14 protein-coding genes are annotated in these 19,543 nt (G+C 28.4%); 10 read left to right on the top strand and 4 right to left on the bottom strand.

Features of this window, described 5'->3' with window-relative positions:
• Positions 1-718 precede the first annotated feature (718 nt).
• Positions 719-1,792 carry an ankyrin repeat domain-containing protein gene (locus BRSU_RS02315; protein WP_048593607.1) on the bottom strand — a complete coding sequence of 358 codons (1,074 nt, stop codon included), beginning with the start codon at positions 1,790-1,792 and terminating at the stop codon, positions 719-721.
• 208 nt (positions 1,793-2,000) lie between these two features.
• On the opposite strand from BRSU_RS02315, the gene BRSU_RS02310 reads away from it, so the two are divergent.
• The 8 genes from BRSU_RS02310 to carB all read left to right on the top strand — a co-directional run bounded on the left by BRSU_RS02310 (position 2,001) and on the right by carB (position 13,150).
• A complete protein-coding gene (locus BRSU_RS02310; protein WP_048593606.1) occupies positions 2,001-2,432 on the top strand; it encodes a hypothetical protein in 432 nt (143 codons plus the stop codon).
• A 318-nt stretch (positions 2,433-2,750) separates the two neighbouring features.
• Positions 2,751-4,976, top strand: a complete 2,226-nt coding sequence (locus BRSU_RS02305; RefSeq protein WP_048593605.1) for a glycoside hydrolase family 2 protein — start codon at positions 2,751-2,753, stop codon at positions 4,974-4,976.
• A gap of 191 nt (positions 4,977-5,167) precedes the next feature.
• On the top strand, positions 5,168-5,608 hold the full coding sequence (locus tag BRSU_RS02300) for a MarR family transcriptional regulator (RefSeq protein ID WP_048593604.1): 441 nt from the start codon (positions 5,168-5,170) through the stop codon (positions 5,606-5,608).
• A 63-nt stretch (positions 5,609-5,671) separates the two neighbouring features.
• On the top strand, positions 5,672-6,112 hold the full coding sequence (locus tag BRSU_RS02295; protein ID WP_048593603.1) for a YkgJ family cysteine cluster protein: 441 nt from the start codon (positions 5,672-5,674) through the stop codon (positions 6,110-6,112).
• 19 nt (positions 6,113-6,131) lie between these two features.
• Entirely contained in the window at positions 6,132-7,595 is a 1,464-nt protein-coding gene (locus tag BRSU_RS02290) for a B12-binding domain-containing radical SAM protein (RefSeq protein ID WP_048593602.1), read from the top strand.
• A gap of 86 nt (positions 7,596-7,681) precedes the next feature.
• Positions 7,682-8,635, top strand: coding sequence for a peptidylprolyl isomerase (locus BRSU_RS02285; protein ID WP_048593601.1), 954 nt, complete (start codon positions 7,682-7,684; stop codon positions 8,633-8,635).
• Positions 8,636-8,874: 239 nt separating this feature from the next.
• The gene (gene carA, locus BRSU_RS02280; protein WP_048593600.1) at positions 8,875-9,960 is read left to right on the top strand and encodes a glutamine-hydrolyzing carbamoyl-phosphate synthase small subunit; all 1,086 of its coding nucleotides are present in this window, start codon (positions 8,875-8,877) and stop codon (positions 9,958-9,960) included.
• Positions 9,953-13,150: a carbamoyl-phosphate synthase large subunit gene (gene carB, locus BRSU_RS02275; RefSeq protein WP_048593599.1), complete on the top strand. Its 3,198-nt coding sequence runs from the start codon at positions 9,953-9,955 to the stop codon at positions 13,148-13,150. Before carA ends, carB begins: the two co-directional genes overlap by 8 nt.
• Before the next feature lie 179 nt (positions 13,151-13,329).
• Here the strand turns inward: carB and BRSU_RS15060 are convergent, their stop codons facing one another.
• On the bottom strand, positions 13,330-13,563 hold the full coding sequence (locus BRSU_RS15060) for a pentapeptide MXKDX repeat protein (protein ID WP_425339083.1): 234 nt from the start codon (positions 13,561-13,563) through the stop codon (positions 13,330-13,332).
• 146 nt (positions 13,564-13,709) lie between these two features.
• Between BRSU_RS15060 and BRSU_RS02270 the strand changes: the two genes are divergently transcribed.
• Entirely contained in the window at positions 13,710-14,753 is a 1,044-nt protein-coding gene (locus BRSU_RS02270; protein ID WP_048593598.1) for a hypothetical protein, read from the top strand.
• A gap of 103 nt (positions 14,754-14,856) precedes the next feature.
• Here BRSU_RS02270 and aroF read toward each other — a convergent pair whose 3' ends face one another.
• A complete protein-coding gene (gene aroF / locus BRSU_RS02265) occupies positions 14,857-15,900 on the bottom strand; it encodes a 3-deoxy-7-phosphoheptulonate synthase (RefSeq protein WP_048593597.1) in 1,044 nt (347 codons plus the stop codon).
• 365 nt (positions 15,901-16,265) lie between these two features.
• On the opposite strand from aroF, the gene glgP reads away from it, so the two are divergent.
• Positions 16,266-18,827: an alpha-glucan family phosphorylase gene (gene glgP, locus BRSU_RS02260; RefSeq protein WP_048593596.1), complete on the top strand. Its 2,562-nt coding sequence runs from the start codon at positions 16,266-16,268 to the stop codon at positions 18,825-18,827.
• Positions 18,828-18,894: 67 nt separating this feature from the next.
• On the opposite strand, the gene BRSU_RS02255 is transcribed toward glgP, so the two are convergent.
• On the bottom strand, positions 18,895-19,428 hold the full coding sequence (locus tag BRSU_RS02255; RefSeq protein ID WP_048593595.1) for a LysM peptidoglycan-binding domain-containing protein: 534 nt from the start codon (positions 19,426-19,428) through the stop codon (positions 18,895-18,897).
• Positions 19,429-19,543 lie beyond the last annotated feature (115 nt).

The raw sequence follows: 19,543 nt of genomic DNA, 5'->3' as shown, positions 1-19,543 counted from the left end.
TTATATAAAATTATAATATAGCTAAACAACTATATTTTGGCAGATGTATTATCTACTTTTTTGCCGCACACGCTCTGCGGACTTCGTCAAAGTTTTTATCCTTCGGATACGCTTCGCGAAAACGCAAATGTAAAATTAGTACTAAATCATACTAATTTTGTTTTTAAATTAATATAAACTATTAATTTAAGCTAAAATATAGCCCTTTTGCTTCTTTGTGGCAATACCACAGGCACTTCCTTCCGTCGCAAAAGAAGTGGGGGTGTGGGGGCTAGTCCCAACAAATAATAAAATAAGAAAATAATTTTTGACAAAATATAATTGTTTAGGTATATACTGAAAATTTTTAAGTTTGTCATTTTTTAGTCAACTTTTTCCCGCCGCAAAAAGTTGCAAAAAGTGCAAGATATAAAATTAGTACTAAATCATACTAAAATTATATTGTATGTAAGATAACCTATTAAATTAAAGCCTATGTGTAGCCTTTCTCGAAGCGTATCCGAGCTTGTCGAGGATATAGCTTCTCACCGAAGGCGTACTGCGTATGTGGCAATACCACCCTAAAGGACTTCCTATGGTCGCAGGCACTTCCTTCCGTCGCAAAAGAAGTGGGGTGTTACCCTACGGGTACGCAGAGCGGGGGCAAAGCCCCAGATATAAAAACAAAAATATAAATTTATTTTTGACAAAATATAGTTGTTTAGGTATATACAAATAATTATCTTTTTAAATATTCATCAAAAAGTTTTATTATATCATCTCTTTTCTTTCTTGCCGCCAATCTATATGCGGTATTTCCATAACTGTTTCTGTCGGTAGGACTTGCCCCTGCTTTCAAAAGTTCTTCTATCACATTTATAGGAGTACCAATAGTTCTGTATACTTTTTTATTCAAATTACTATCCTGAATAGGAGCTTCATATTCATACATTACCGCCCTTATTAAAACAGTATTTCCATTCCTATCGCGTGCATTAACATCAGCACCAAGCTCTATAACTTTTTTTATCAATTCAAAATCTAATTGCCTTTTTTCTATCAAATACATAAGAAGCGTCTTTCCATCATTTGTACTCATAGAATTCACATCGGCACCTAAATTGATATATTCATTTAATATTGCAGTAGAATAAGAACTGTCAAAATTTGTTGATATAGTTTCAGCATTATATATTACAGCTTCATTTAAATTAGTTGCCCCTGCATTTACTAATTCTTTTATTATATCAATATTAGTTGATGCTGTTAATGGTGATTTTCTCTCAGCACCTTTATAATTTCTATATACTTCTATATATGCCCTAGTATTAACATTAGCACCCTTACCTATTAAATATTTTACAACCTCTAAATGATTACCTTCGCATGCAGATACCAATGCCGGATTAAGATCTTTAGCACCTAAATCAATAAGTTTTTCTACTATATCTAATTGTCCGCCTATGGCAGCATAAGACAATGCAATATTATAATTACTAGCACCAGACTTCATTATATCTTCTGCTATATTCCAATAACCTTCGGCACATGCCACATAAAAAGCAAAGTCAAAATCTTTAGCACCGAAATCTAATAATTCCTGAACTATTTCTTCATTGCCAAGTTGAGCCGCATACATTAAAGGACTCATACCATAATTGATATTGTATAAATCTAAGTTAATGCCCTCTCTTAATAATATTTTTACTTTATCTATATCATTATTTTTTATAGATTCCATTAACTCATCATTTTGAGCAAATACTAAAGAAGTATTAAATATTATAAATAATAATGCAATTATTTTTTTCATTATAAAATCCAAGTTATAAAATACCGTTTCTATTATCGGAAATAATGAAACTATACTTATAAAATAAAAAATTTACTGAAATTATAATAAAAATTCTATAATTAGTAAACATAACAGCAATTATGAATATAATATGTATTGATATTTATTTTTATAGGTTTATAATTCAAATATAGGGGTAGAATTAAATATTTAAGAGGTGTAATTTATGGAAATAAGTATTCGTAATAATGCTCCTTATATAAGAAACACTAATAATATAAGAAATAATAACAATAATATCAATAATATTGTTCAGGAAGCAAGCCAAAAAACTCCTATAAGCGAAGTTGGAGTATGTAAAACTTGTGCATCAAGAACATATCAAGATGGTTCTAATGATATAGGCGTATCTTTTAAAACTCCTACTAAAATAGATCCTTCAAGTGCTCCTTCTATGGTAGCATCACATGAACAGGAACATGTTGCCAATAATCAGAGATCAGCAGAAAAAAGCGGCGGAGAAGTAATTTTCCAAAATGTAACATTAACTACTAATATATGCCCTGAATGTAAAAGAGTTTATGTTTCAGGCGGTGTTACAAAAGCAGCAATAGCCAGCTCTTCTAGTAAAGGCAATAATGTAGATACATACGCATAAAATAAATAACAAAATTATATTCAATTATTAAATATACCAATACATTATTTACTGCTATAAAATTATACTATATCTAATATAGAATTCTTTTTCTACTTAATACTCTATTTATTTTTAAATAATATTATATATTTTTTAATAATTATATGTGAAAAATACATTGTAAGAATTTATTTTCAGCATCTTTAAGACTTCATACAGTAATATTTGATCAAGTAATATAAAACAATAAATAATAATTTTTGTAAAAACTTTCATTGATTTTTATTTTTTTAAATATAAAATTGCATATCACAAAACATTGGAGTATATACCAAAATGAGAGAAATAATCAATTTTAATACAAATTGGAAATTTACAAAAGAATGGAATGATAATATAAAAATTGAAAAATTAAATGGAGAAAATATCACATTGCCTCATACAGTTGCTGAAATACCTCTTCATTATTTTGATGAATCAGACACTTGGCTAATATCAGGATATCAAAACACTTTTAAATATGATAAATCAAAATTACAAGGTAAAAGAGTATTAATCAATTTTGAAGCTGCTATGGCCGCTTGTGAAGTATTTGTTAATGAAAAAAGCTTTGGAGAGCATAAAGGCGGATATTTACCTTTTGTATATGATATCACAGATGAATTAAAAGACGGTGAAAATATTATAGCTGTAAAACTAGATAGCACAGAAAGAGAGGATATACCTCCTTTCGGAAATGAAATAGATTATTTATGCTATGGCGGAATATACAGAGAAGTTCAAATTATAATCGTTGATGATGTATCAATAGAAAATGTTATGCTTACAGGTCTTGCTAATCAAAATATAACAGGAAAAATAAGAATAAGAAATAGTAAAAAAGAAAGTGTTAAAGAAACGATTGCTATTAACTTGTATAATAGAGAATATCATATATGCGAAATAAAAAAAGAAGTAACACTAAAAAAAGATGAATTATTTACTGATATAAAAATAGATGAGCATATAGATTCTGATAGAATAGAATTATGGGATATGGATAATCCAAGACTTTATAGATTAGAAGTATCTCTGCCTAATGAAGATAGCGTTTCTATAAAAATAGGATTTAGAGATGTTAAATTCACAGAAAACGGATTTTTCTTAAATGATAAAAGAGTAAAATTGAGAGGATTGAACAGACATCAAAGCTTCCCTTATGTAGGTTATGCTATGCCTGAAAGAATGCAGAAAAAAGATGCTGATATATTAAAATTTGATTTAGGTCTTAATATAGTACGCTCTTCACACTACCCTGCTTCAAGACATTTTTTAGACAGATGCGATGAAATAGGATTAATGGTATTTGAAGAAATTCCAGGATGGCAGCATATAGGCGATAAAAAATGGCAGAGTGTTTCTATAGAAAATGTAAAAGATATGATAGAAAGAGATTTTCATCATGCTTCCATAATAATATGGGGAGTAAGAATAAATGAAAGTCAGGATAATCATAGCTTCTATAAAGAAACTAATAAAAAAGCCCATGAACTTGATAAAACAAGACAAACAGGCGGAGTAAGATATTTAGTTGGAAGTGAGCTTTTAGAAGATGTATATACTATGAATGATTTCAATTATGACGGTGTTGCAGATCCTATAAGAGCACCAAAATTCGTAACTAAATTAGATAAAAATGTTCCATATATGATAACAGAATATAACGGACATATGTTCCCTACAAAAATGCAGGACTGTGAGGAAAGATTAATAGAACATACTAAAAGACATTTTGAAATAATCAATGCTGTTGCTATAGACAGACATATTTCTGGTTCTACAGGATGGTGTGCTTTCGATTATCATACTCATTATAATTTTGGATCTGGAGATAGAATATGTTATCATGGTGTTTATGATATGTTTAGAAATCCTAAATTGGCTGCTTCTGCATATTCATCTCAAATGAGTACAAAAAATGAAATAATATTAGAACCTATAACTATATATGCTAGAGGAGAAAGAGCTATAGGCGGAATATCTCCTTTAATGGTTGCTACAAATTGCGATTATGTAGAAATTTATTATAGAGATGAATTAATGGCAAAAGAGTATCCAGCAACAGGTAAATATCAGGGATTAAAACATGCTCCTGTCATAATAAAAATGGAAGTAAATATACCTGGCGTAAGCGATATGGGTTGGGGAGATATGAAATTAATAGGATATATAGGCGGTAAACCTGTTATAGAAAAAAATTATTTGAACAACCCTACTTTCAAAGCCTTGGAAGTAAAAGCAGATGATAATGAAATTAATGCTGTAAGTAATGGCTCTGCTTGGGATGCAACAAGAATAACTGTCAAAGCAGTTGATGGTATTGGAAACAGACTTCCATATATTAATGAGGCTATTACTATAGAGGTAAAGGGAGCTGGAGAATTAATAGGAAATGATACACCTGTACTTGAAGGCGGTTATTATTCTTTCTGGGTAAAAACCAACAAATCTAAAGGAAGCATAAAAGTTACAGTAAAAAATAAAAGAGTAAAAGAAGAAACAATAGAAATAAAAGTAATATAAAACAATTTTTATAATAATAACAAAATAAAAATTGTGAGCATCTGGCAGACACTATCAGCGAACAATTTTTATTGATAATAAAAGAGTTTGAGATGAAAATTTCAAACTCTTTTTTTATAAAAAGCTGTCTTGTTTTATTTTCAATTTATGTTTAATATTAATAAAAATATATTAAAGAATGGGATAAAATTATGAAAAATGAAGATATAAAAAAATATATGGAAGTCATATATGATTTTTGGTATACTTCTAATAGATTTTATTACTTATGGGCTAAACAGTATGGCATTACAGATTTGGCTTTATTCAGTTTATTTATAATCTATAACAGCGGAGAATGTGTACAGAATACTATCACAGAAAAACTATCTGTTCCAAAGCAGACTGTATGTTCTATATTGGATAATTTTGAGAAGAAAGGCTATATCAAAAAAAAGATTAATCCAAAAGATAAAAGAAACAGATTAATAAGTTTAACAAAAAAAGGCTTAACTTTTGCTGAACCTATATTAAAAGAATTAGAAAAATTAGATATGCAAATGCTTAAATGTCTTACAGAGGATGAAATAAAAAATTATGTAGAGCCTCAGAAAAAACTTATGACATTTATGGAAAATTATTTTAATAATTAAAATATTGAATTTAATTTAATTATTATTATAATTAAGTATATTCACAAAAAAGGTGGTTTTATTTTGAAAGTTATACCTTCAGATAGTTTATTAAAAAATAGAAAAGAAAAAGTAAGTGAAAAATTATGTGCTGACTGCAATTCATTATGCTGCCATGATTTGGTTATGGAAATATCTCCGCCTAAAAATGAAAGCGAACTTAATACTTTAAAATGGTATTTGCATTTCAGACATTCATTTATATTTATATATGAAAATACTTGGTATCATATGATAAGAAGCGAATGCAGATATTTAGATAAAAAAACATACCTTTGCAAAAACTATGAAAATAGAAATGAAATTTGCTCAAAACATAGTCCGCCTAAATGCGAAAGATATGAAGAATGGTATGATGTAATATTTGATGATCAATACGAATTAGAAAAATATGTATATGAAAATAAAATAATTAAGAAAAAATCTTCATCTACAAAGAAAAAAGTAGCTAAAAAAACTAAATAATATATTTTTTATAAAAAAGATGAAAAAAAAAGAAATTAAAAAAGTTTGTATAACATATCCGCCTTTTGAATATAATAATGGATATCCGTTAATATCTTTAAATAGACAATTTCAATGGTTAAAAAATCCATCATATTCATATCCTATGCTGCCTTCTTACGCCGCTACTTTATTAAAAAATAATGGAATTAATGTTATATTTTTAGATACAATAGCATCTAATATTACAACTATAGATTGGTTTAATGATATAGATAATATAGCTCCTGATTTAATATTTTTTGAAGTAAAAACTCCTATCATTAATTATATTTGGGATACTATAGAATCAATAAAAGAAAAATATGAAAATATATATATAGTTTTAGCGGGAGATCATGTTACTGCTTTGCCTGAAGAAAGTATGCAGAAATCCAAAACCGATTTTATATTAACTGGCGGAGATTATGACTTTCTTCTTTTAAATTTGGTTAATCATATAAACAATGGTGAAAAATTAAATAAAGGAATATACTACAGAACATCTAATGGAAATATAAGAAATACTGGAAAATTTGAGCTTGAAGAATCTTTAGACAGACTTCCATTTATAGATAGAAATCTCACAAATTGGAAGCTATATTCCAAAACAAATGAATACTTCAAAAAAACACCGGGTACATTTATAATGTCAGCAAGAGGATCTTCATATAATAATTACAACAGTAATTCTTCTAATGTTATTTTTGATAATGTAAGGGTGAGAAATCCTATAAACGTTATAGATGAAATAGAATATCTAAATAAAAGATACGGAATAAAAGAAATATTAGATACAAGTGTTTATTTTCCTACCGGAGAATGGCTTTCATTATTCTGCGAAACTATGAAAGAAAGAAAACTTAATAAAAAAGTTTATTTAGACTGTTATATCTATCTTGGAATATTAGAATATCAAGATTATAAAATGATGAAAAAATCAGGATTCAAAACTATAATTTTTAACTTACCATCAGGAAATACAAAAACTATAGAAAAACTAGGTATTACAGATAACTCTGTAGAAAATGTTATAGAATCTATAAAATTAGCTAAAAGAGCAGGATTATTCACAGATATAATGGTAAAAATAGGTTATCCTTGGGAAACAGAAGAAGATATAATAAATACATTCAATATCGTAAAAGATTTAATGCTTAATGGATATATTAATTCTATGAATATTTCACTTTTTATACCATATCCCGGAACCAAATTATTCAAATATTGCGACGAAAATGATCTTATAAAAACAAAAAATTGGTTTGATTATGATATGAGAAAAAGTATTATGAAATTAAATATGGATGATGAGCAAATATTTAAATACATTGAATATTTTTATAATTTGTCATTTACTCCTAGATACGTTTGGCAAAAGATAAAAAGTATAAGAGATATTTACGATATAAAATACAATATAAAATCATTTAAGAATATACTTTCATTCTATTTAAATGATTAAAAATATACTTGCATATAAGCTATTTTAATGATATTCTTTTTAAACGGTTTATATACATGCAATAATTATTAAGGATTAAAATTTATATGAGAAAAATAATAGTTTTTATATTATCTTTTATCTTTATACAAAGTAATCTTTTATTTAATGATGTTGTTAATAGTATAGTAGGTATAGTAGGTTCTATGCCAATTACTTATGAAGATTTTTTAAGCAGAAAAACTTTTTTAACATTACAAGCTAGATCTATAGGTCAAAAAATTACAGATGATATGGTTTATAAAGATTTAGTTGAAGAAAGAGTAATGTATCTGAAACTTAAAGAAAATAATTTTGTTATAGAAGAAAATGATGTAAAAAGAAGATTAGAAACTATTGCTAAACAATATAATTTAACTGCTAGTCAGTTTGAAAAACAATTAATGTCTGAAGGTATATCTTATGAAGAATATAAAAATTCCATAAAAAAACAAATAGCTATGGAAAATTTATACGGACTTGTGGTTAATAATACAGAAATAAGTGATAAAGAAGCCGATGAATTTTATAATAACACTAAAGATAAATCCGCATTTGAGGCAGATACTTTGGTAAAACTTTCTTGGATATTCTTCAAAGCGGTTACATTTACAGAAAAAGGAGAAAAGCAGGAATTAGCTACTAAAGTAAGAGGCATGGCGGCAAGAGGAAAAGATTTTGCAGAACTTGCTAAACAATACAGCGAAGATGAAGCTACAAGAAACAATGGAGGAGATTTAGGATACAATTTACTTTATGATGCAGGAAAAAGATCTTTGCCTGCACAAATAAATGCAGGACTTAATTTAGCAAAAAGAGGATATAAAGTTGGTACTGTAAGCAGTGTACGTGAGTTAGTAGGAAAAGGATTTTATATAGTAAAAATAATGGAAATAGAAAAGGATATGGAAAGCATAAGAACTAGAGTGAAAAACTATTTAGGTGAAGCTCGTATGAGAGAATCATTTATAAAATGGCTTGATGAGGAAACTAAAAGAGTATCAGTTCAAATTTATAAATAATTCATACATATTAATAAAAAATAATTGTAAAATAAATTATTATATGTTATTATAAAGAAAATAAAAATGAAGAAAAAATAATATGATTTGGAAAAAGTTTAAACTAAAGAAAATACTGCGAAAAATGCAGTTTTTGATAATCTTAAAAAGATTGGAGATTGACTTTCAGTTGATTTCCAATCTTTTTTTTATTTTAAATAAAAATCTAAAAAAAATTTAGACTAATAGGAAGGTAAAATTTGAAACGATACTTAATACTTGAAGACGGCAGTCATTATGAAGGAATAGGTTTTGGGGCAGATAATTTCCAAATAGGTGAATTAGTTTTTAATACATCTATGACAGGTTATCAGGAAGTATTATCCGATTTATCTTACTGCGGACAAATTACTGTTATGACTTATCCTCTTATAGGAAATTACGGAATAAACAGAGATGATTTTGAAAGTTTGAATCCGGCAATATTCGGACTTATAGTAAAAGAAGCATGTAAAAGTCCTAATAATTTTAGGAGTGCAGAGAATATAGACGAGTTCTTAAAACTTAAAGGAATACCCGCTATAGAAAATATAGATACTAGAGCTATAACAAAGAAAATAAGAGAAGTAGGAACTTTAAAAGCAATAATGAGCGATACTATAGAAAATAAAGATGATATAGTAAAAATGCTTAAAGAAACACCATATATGAATGATCATGTAAAAATGGTTTCTACAAAAAATGCTTTTCCTATACCAAATAGAGGAAAGAAAGTTGTATTAATAGATTTCGGAGCAAAACTCGGAATAATAAGAGAATTAAGTAAAAGAAACTGCGATTTAATTGTAGTTCCTTATGATACAGATTTTAAAACTATAATGAGTTTAAATCCTGACGGAATAATGCTTTCAAATGGGCCTGGAAACCCTAAAGATGTTAAAGAATCTATCAATACAATAAAAGAACTTATAGGTAAAGTTCCAATGTTCGGTATATGTTTAGGACATCAGCTTATAAGTTTGGCATGCGGTGCTGATACAATTAAATTAAAATTCGGACATAGAGGCGGAAATCATCCTGTTAAAGATTTGGAAACTAATAAAGTAAGCATCACAAGCCAAAATCATAGCTATGCAGTTGAAAAAGAAAGTTTATCGAATACTGATCTTATAATGACGCATGTATCTTTGAATGACGGGAGCTGTGAGGGAGTTAAACATAAAAAATATCCTGTATTCTCTGTTCAATATCACCCAGAATCTAGTCCTGGACCTGAAGACAGTAAATACTTATTTGATAATTTTATTGATATGATAAACAACAATTATGGAGAGAAAAATGCCTAAAAGAACAGATATAAAAAAAATATTAGTGATTGGTTCAGGACCTATAATTATAGGACAGGCTGCAGAATTTGATTATGCCGGTACTCAAGCATGTCAGTCTTTAAGAGAAGAAGGATATGAAGTTGTACTTATAAATTCAAATCCTGCCACTATAATGACTGATGCAGCTGTTGCTGATAAAGTATATATAGAACCTATAAATTTAAACTTTGCTAAAAGAATAATATATAAAGAAAGACCTGATGCAATATTGGGTTCTCTTGGCGGACAAACAGGATTAAATCTTGTTGTTGAACTTGCTGAAAGCGGAATATTAGATGAATATAATGTTGAAATTTTAGGTACTGATTTGAATGCTATAAATTGTGCTGAAGACAGAGAACTTTTTAAAAATCTTATGAATGAAATTAATGAACCTGTACCTGAAAGCATAATAGTACATAGTGTTGAAGAGGCAATCGAGTTTGCAAACAAAATAGGTTATCACTTAGTTGTTCGTCCAGCATATACATTAGGAGGAACAGGAGGCGGATTTGCACGCAATGAAAAAGAATTGATTGAAATATGCGAAACAGGTTTGAAAATAAGTCCTGTACATGAATGCTTAGTTGAAAAAAGTATTGCAGGTTATAAAGAAATAGAATATGAAGTAATGCGTGATAATAATGACAATGCTATAGTTGTATGTAATATGGAAAATGTTGATCCTGTTGGAATACATACAGGAGACAGTATAGTAGTTGCTCCTTGTCAAACTTTAAGCGACAGAGAAAATCAAATGCTTAGAAATGTGAGTCTTAAAATAATAAGAGCTTTAAAAATATGCGGCGGCTGTAATGTGCAGTTAGCATTGGATCCCAAAAGTTTTAAGTATTACATAATAGAAGTTAATCCTAGAGTATCTCGTTCCAGTGCTTTGGCAAGTAAGGCTACAGGATACCCTATTGCAAAAATTAGTGCTAAAATAGCAGTTGGTATGACTTTAGATGAAATACTTAATCCTATAACTAAAAAAAGTTTTGCATGTTTTGAGCCTTCTATAGATTATATAGTTACAAAATTCCCAAGACTTCCATTCGATAAATTCCCTAATGCCGATAGACAATTAGGAACACAGATGAAAGCCACAGGCGAAGTTATGAGTATAGGAAGAAATTTTGAAGAATCATTTTTAAAAGCTGTTCGTTCTCTTGAAATAAAATGCGATCATATAATTCATAATGATGTTTCAGAGTATACCACTAAAAAATTATGGGAGCGTATAGAATTAAGAGATGATTTGAGAATATTTATTATAGCAGAACTTATAAGACGTAAAGAAGATATAAATGATATAATAGATATTACTCATATAGATAAATTCTTCTTAGATAAAATAAAAAATATAATTTCATTAGAAGAAAAATTATCCAAAAATAAAATGGATATAGATATTTTAAGAGAATGCAAAGAAAAAGGATTTTCAGATAGTTATATATCTAAAGTTTGGGAAGCTGAAGAAATTGATATATACAAATTAAGACATGAGAATAATATAATACCTGTTTATAAAATGGTTGATACTTGTGCAGGAGAATTTGAAAGTGAAACCCCTTATTTCTACTCTACTTATGAAGAAGAAAATGAATCTTTTAAAAGCGGAAAAGAAAGCATAATAGTATTAGGCTCAGGCCCTATAAGAATAGGACAAGGAGTAGAGTTTGATTATTCCACAGTTCATTCGGTAATGACTATAAGAGAAGCCGGATATGAAGCTATAGTAATAAATAATAATCCTGAAACTGTATCAACAGATTTTTCTATATCAGATAAACTTTATTTTGAACCATTAACTATAGAAGATGTTATGCATATAATAGAACTTGAAAAGCCTAAAGGAGTTATAGTACAATTCGGAGGACAAACTGCAATAAATCTTGCTGAAAAATTAGTCATGCATGGAGTAAATATACTTGGCACTTCTTTAGAAAATATTAATAAGGCAGAAGACAGACATGAATTTGAAGAGATGTTAAAAACTCTTAATATACCTCAGCCTAAAGGTGAAACTGCTATAACTGTTGATGAGGCTTTAGTAATAGCAAATGATATTGGTTATCCTGTATTAGTTCGTCCTAGTTATGTACTTGGAGGAAGAGCTATGGAGATAGTAGATAATGATGCATCTTTGAAAGTTTATATGGAAACTGCTGTAAAAGAAGTAAGCAATAAAGCTCCTATATTAATTGATAAATATGTTATAGGTAAGGAAATAGAAATTGATGCTATTGCCGACAGTGAAAATAATGTATTTATTCCGGGTATTATGGAGCATATAGAAAGAGCAGGAATTCACTCAGGAGATTCTATAAGCGTATACCCTACTCAAACAATATCAAATAAAGTAAAAGAAACTATAATTGATTATGCAAAAAGAATAGGAATAGGATTTAATTTCATAGGGCTTTACAATATACAATTTATAGTTGATAAAGAGAATAACGTTTATGTACTTGAGGTTAATCCTAGAAGCAGCAGAACAGTACCTTTTTTAAGTAAAATAACTAATGTTCCAATGGCTAATGTTGCTACTATGTGCATACTTGGTAAATCATTAAAAGAACAAGGATACTACAACCTGTATAAAGAAGAATCTAATAAAGTATTTGTTAAAGCTCCTGTATTTTCTTTTGCTAAATTAAGAAGAGTTGATACTATACTTGGACCTGAAATGAAAAGTACAGGCGAAGCATTAGGATTTGATATTAATTTTGAAAAGGCATTATACAAAGCATTAATAGCAAGCGGATTAAGAATACCTTTACAAGGAAATGTACTTCTCACTATTTCGGATAATCATAAAAATGAAATACTTGATTTAGCAAAAAGATTTTCTAATATAGGATATGGAATATATGCTACAAAAGGAACTGCTAATTTCTTGAGAGAAAAAGGACTTTATGTTAAAGAAGTATCAAAAATTTATGAAGAAGGATTAGAGAATATAATAGATACAATAAGACTAGGCAAAGTTGATTATGTGATAAATACAATAGAAAGCAATAGCCAAACACATTCAGACAGTTTAGAATTAAGAAGAGCTTCTGCTGAAAATAATATATCTTGTATTACATCATTAGATACAGCTTATGCTTTGCTTAAAGTTATAGAATCTATGAATTTCACTATAATGGATTTATCTAATATTTAATTTATAAAAAAATATTCAGTTGTTATATATTGTATGTAACAACTGAATAATATTTATAATTATATGGAAAATTACTTTTAATATAACATACTTTTATTTATTATATTATTTATATTATTGCAAAAAATATATATATTTTTTTACAAAAATAAATATTATATATTGACTTTTAATATATTTTATATATAATTTTTTATGTTTGATAATTTAATATAAAAATATAAAAGGTAAAAAATGTTTGATATAATCGCATCGCATCGCATCGCATCGCATCGCATCGCATCGCATCGCATCGCATCGCATCGCATCGCATCGCATCGCATCGCATCGCATCGCATCGCATCGCATCGCATCGCATCGCATCGCATCGCATCGCATCGCATCGCATCGCATCGCATCGCATCGCATCGCATCGCATCGCATTTATATTAATTATTTCATAAAAAATCAACACATCAACTTTTTAACCAATCATTCTAGCTTATTTTCTTATAGGCTTTTTTGCATTGCAAAAAATATAAGTTAATAATAAACGATTACAATTTTTAAGGAGAAAAATATGATTAAAAAAGTTTTATTAATTGCAGCATTTATTATATTTGCTGTAAGCTGCTCAAAGGCACCAACAGATCCTACTAATAATGGAAATACTGGAGATAGCGGTATTATAGACGAAGGTTCTGGAACTTCAGATCCAACAGCAATATCAGATTTCCTAAAAAATCATAGCGGAAGATATTATTATCAATATGATGATGGTTCTTTTTATGTAAGAGAAAAAATTGAAAATGGTAAAATATATGAAGAAGGTGTAGAAATAACAGGTAATATGATTTTATTAGATAATAAATTACAGATAGAAACTGTAAAATATTATGAACCATTAAATAAAGTTATTTATTTATACACATTCAATAATAATGGAATAAGTAAATCTACAAAAAACATCTATGAGAAAGAGCCTGTATCATCTACAACTGGCTATAAACAATTGGCTAAAGTTAATGGATTAGAAAAATATGCAGGTGCTTATTATAATTATTATTACAAGTCTTCAGGAGGACTACCACCTCAGCCTGAAAAAAATATTAATATTATTATAGATAATAACGGATATATTTATGCCCAAATATCTGAACAAATACAGATAAACAATATAACATTAAATGGAGATACTCTAGTTATAAAAATGAGCCAAGTAGTACCTGGAGGAAATGGACAAAGTTATACATATAATGTTGAACAATCAATGATCTTTAAAAATAACTATGCTATTGATAATAATATAAAAGTGAATGGAGAATATCAAGGATTAGATGAATATAACAAATCAGATTTATTAACTTCATACATTGGGGATTATAATTCTACTGATGGAAGCGGTATTACATTAATGGTAAAATCAAATAAACCTACACTAATAATTAATAGTATAGGATATTCTGATGGAATATTATTAGGAAACACATTAACTATTTCAGCTTATATAAGTTCAAATAATTATAAAAAATATGTCATAGTATTCAGTGATGACAAAAAAACAGCTACTTATACAGATCCTGATACTCAAAAAAAAGTTACATTAACTAAACAAGGTGCTTAATTATAATTAAACTTTAAAAACTAAGCCTGTTCATAAAATATTATGAGCAGGCTTTTTTATTTAATGATCAATTATAATTATGTTAACAATAGCTTATCAAAAATTATTTAGTATAAATCTTACCGCCATGACGTTCTTTTATTTTACTCACAGTATCAGCCATCATATTAACAGAAGCCATGATCTCTTCAAAAGTATCAGGTTTTATAGACTGAGCACCGTCGCATAAAGCATGTTCAGGATCATTATGCACTTCTATAATCATACCGTCAGCACCAGCAGCAAGAGCAGCTAAAGTAAGAGGAAGTGCCATCCAAGCCTTACCGCTGGCATGTGAAGGATCGCCTATTACAGGTAAGTGACTCATTCTTTTTATCATAGGTATAGCTGAAACATCAAAAGTATTTCTAGTATAAGTTTCGAAAGTTCTTATACCTCTTTCGCATAATACTACATTGCTGTTTCCTTTATCCAAAATATATTCAGCACTCATTAGCCATTCTTCAATAGTATTTGCTAAACCTCTTTTTAAAAGTATAGGTTTTTTTAATTTTCCTACTTCTTTTAAAAGCTCGAAGTTCTGCATGTTTCTTGCACCAATCTGAATCATATCAACAGTATTTTCAAAATCTTCTAAATGTCTTATAGAAACAATCTCACTTACTATAGGAATTCCAACTTCTTCTTTTGCAAGTTTTAATATTTTAAGTCCGTCAAGAGCTAAACCTTGGAAAGCATAAGGTGAAGTTCTAGGTTTGAAAGCTCCGCCTCTAAGTATTGAAGCTCCTGCTGCTTTTACGCTCTTAGCAATATTAATAACCTGCTCTTCACTTTCAACCGAACAAGGACCTGCTATTATTACAGGTTTTCCGGCTCCTACTTTTACTCCGCTTACATCAACTATAGTATCCTCTTTTTTGAAAGCTCTGTTAGCTCTTTTAAAAGGCTCTTGTACTTTTAAAACTCTAGCAACACCAGGTAAAGTAGCCATTAATTCTCTATCAACTTTTGAAGTATCTCCTACTATACCTATAACAGTACAGTCAACACCTACTATTTTATTAGTGCCAAGTCCTGCTTCGATAAGTCTGTCTGTTATATTATTTATATATTCTTCTTTAGCATTTGGTTTCATTACAATAATCATAGTAATTATCTCCTTAAAATTTAAAATATTATGTTAATTATGATTGCTTTATTTAATCGTTTTCTTATAATTAAAAAATTAATTTATTATGTATTTGTTTTTATTGTTGTGAAAAAATAGAATATACTGGCGCCTTAAACGCCAAAAAATCTAAAGAAGAAGCAAAAAGAATTATTGCTGATAGAGTTAATAATAATCTTACCTTTCATAGTAATACATTATACACAAAAAACAATAAATGTCAATAAAAAATATATATAATTAACTATATAATAAGAATTATTAAATAAATTCATTGATTTTATTATAAAATATTATAGAATAAGCAGAGGTATATCTAAAATAATTTTTAAGGCGGTAATTTTATGAAATTAAATAAATATATGGTTTCACCATCCGTTCCAAAAGAATTAGAACCACTTATAGAAATTACTAAAAACTTTTGGTGGTGTTGGAATCAGAAAGCAGTAACTCTATTAAGAACAATAGATATTGATAATTGGGACAAGAGAGATCATAATCCTATAAGAGTTTTAGGAGAATCTCTTCAGGAACGTTTTGATGCTATGCTTCAAGATGATGCAGCTATGATGAATTTAGCTGAAGTTTATGATGAGTTTAAAACTTATATGAAGCAGGAAACTTGGTATAATAGCTTAGATGAAAGTCAAAAAACTCCTAATGAAAAAATAGCTTATTTCTCTTTTGAATACGGACTTCATGAATCTTTACCTAACTATTCAGGCGGTCTTGGTATATTATCAGGAGACCATTTGAAATCTGCAAGTGATTTGGGTTTGCCTTTAGTTGCTGTTGGACTTTTATATAGAAAAGGATATTTCAGACAATATTTAAATGCTGATGGTTGGCAGCAGGAATATGATATAGAAAATGATTTCTTTAACTTAGCTTTAGAAAAAGTTTTAGATAAAAACGGCGAAACAATGAAAGTAGATGTTGATTTGCCTGGAAGAAAAGTTTATGCTCAAATTTGGAAAGCTAATGTAGGAAGAATAGAACTTTATTATTTAGATGCTAATATAGAAGAAAATAGAGTTGAAGATAGAGATATTACTGCCCAACTTTACGGCGGTAACTTAGAAACTAGGATACAGCAGGAAATACTTCTTGGTATAGGCGGCGTCAAAGCATTAGATAAATTAGGAATTAAACCTACAATATATCACATGAATGAAGGACACAGTGCTTTTCTTTCTTTAGAGAGAATAAGACAATTAATGGAAAATAATCATTTAGATAAAAATACAGCAAGAGAAGTAGTATTTAGTTCTAATATATTTACAACTCATACTCCTGTACCTGCTGGTAATGATATATTCCCTATAGATATGATTCAAAAATATTTCACAGATTATGTTAAACATATAGACATGACTATGGATGAATTCATAAAGCTTGGAAGAATAAATCCTGATGATCAGAAAGAAAGTTTCTGTATGACTGTACTTGCTTTAAACTTATCTGCTGAAAATAATGGTGTTAGTGAGCTTCATGGACATGTATCAAGAGCTATGTGGAAAGATATTTGGAAAGGTGTTCCTGTTAATGAACTTCCTATAGATTCTATTACAAATGGTATTCACACTTTAAGCTGGATATCTTTTGATATGCAGAACTTACTTGACAGATATTTAGGACCTCGTTGGAGAACTAAACCTTTAGAATATGAAATTTGGGAAAGAGTTCAAAAAATACCTGATGCAGAACTTTGGAGAACTCATGAAAGAAGAAAAGAAAGACTTATTGATTTCTGCAGAGAAAGATTAAAAACTCAAATAACAAACAGAGGATTCACAAAAAGCGAAATAGAACATGCTGATCAAATACTTTCTCCTGAAGCTTTAACAATAGGTTTTGCTAGAAGATTTGCTACTTATAAAAGAGGTACATTGCTTTTCAGAGATTTAGAGAGATTAAAGAAAATCGTTACTAATTCTGAAAGACCTGTACAAATCATATTTGCTGGTAAAGCTCACCCACATGATAATGGCGGTAAAGAATTAATAAGAAATATTGCTGAAATATGCAGAAGAGAAGATTTCAGAGATCATATAGTATTTATAGAAGACTATGATATCAATGTTGCTAGATACATGGTACAAGGTGTTGATGTATGGCTTAATAACCCTAGAAGACCTTTAGAAGCAAGCGGTACAAGCGGTATGAAAGTTCCGCCAAACGGAGGTTTAAACTTCAGTGTATTAGACGGATGGTGGGATGAAGCTTATGATGGTCAAAATGGATGGCCTATCGGTAACAGAGAAGAGTACACTGACTTAGAATATCAAGATGAAGTTGAAAGTAAAGCTCTTTATAATGTTTTAGAAAATGAGATTATACCTCTATTCTATGAAAGAGGAAGAGATAATATACCTAGACAATGGGTTGCTGCTATGAAATGGAGTATGCAAACTGTTTGTCCAGTATTCTCTACTAATAGAATGGTTGCTGATTACTTCCATAAATTTTATAACAATGCAAGCAAAAGATATTTCAATATGACTGAAAATGAATTTGCTAAAGCTAAAGAATTAAAAGCTTGGAAACAAGATATTTATTCTAAATGGTCAAAAGTTCTTATTGAAAACACAATTTCAGAAATGCCTTCAAGAAATTTAAAAGTTGGAAGTAAATTTGAAGTTAAGACTATAGTTAATCTTGGAGACATAGCTCCTGATTCTGTAAGAGTAGAACTTTACCATGGTAAGTTAAGCATGAAAGAAGAAATCATAGATCCTATCACAGTAGAAATGAAGCATTCTGCTGATTTAGGAAACGGAAGACATTCTTTCTCAGGAACTTTAGAATGTACTAACAGCGGACAAAGTGGTTATGCTATAAGAATGTATCCATATCATAAAGATTTAAGCTATAAATTCGATATGAAACTTATTATATGGAGCTAATATTTAATTAAATAGAATAAAAATTAAAAGGCCTTCACATTTTAGTGAAGGTCTTTTTTATTATAAATTAATTATCTTCTGTTTTAATAATGAAAGGATAATCATTATACATATTAGTTGTTAAATCCATTTTTGTTTTAAATGGTATATATTCAAGTTTAGGTTCATAATTCCAATATCTAGTTTCCCCTATTATACTAGGTATAAAAAGTCTTAATCCTATTGGAAGAGAAGTAGTATCATTTATTATATCCTTATTATGGATATATATAATACGCCAAAAATTTCTCTCTCCATATATAAATGGATATGATGATATTTTTAATAATGTATCTCCTGCCTGTACTCTATAATATCTAGGAAGTACATCCATTGTTATATCATATCCTCTATCTCTATACTTTGAAAAATCTATATCATTAGTTATTATTAATACACTATTATTAGTACTTATTAATTTATCATTAGTTATAATTGATGTATTTTCATTTGTTAATTCTTCTATAGTTTGAATATCACCTTTTTTTTCAGCCTCATCTAAAATTTTATTTTTTATATAAATTTTTATTGGGGTTTCTTCTATAAATAATGGAGAGGACATTACTATACTGCAAAAAATAAATATCAAAATTATGATTTTTTTCATATTATAATAATATTAATTATTTTAAATATAATGGTAATTTTTATCGTTAAAATATTTTTTATTTTTAATC

This window comes from Brachyspira suanatina, assembly GCF_001049755.1.
Lineage (GTDB): Bacteria > Spirochaetota > Brachyspiria > Brachyspirales > Brachyspiraceae > Brachyspira > Brachyspira suanatina.
This window is presented reverse-complemented; position numbering and strand designations above follow the sequence as displayed.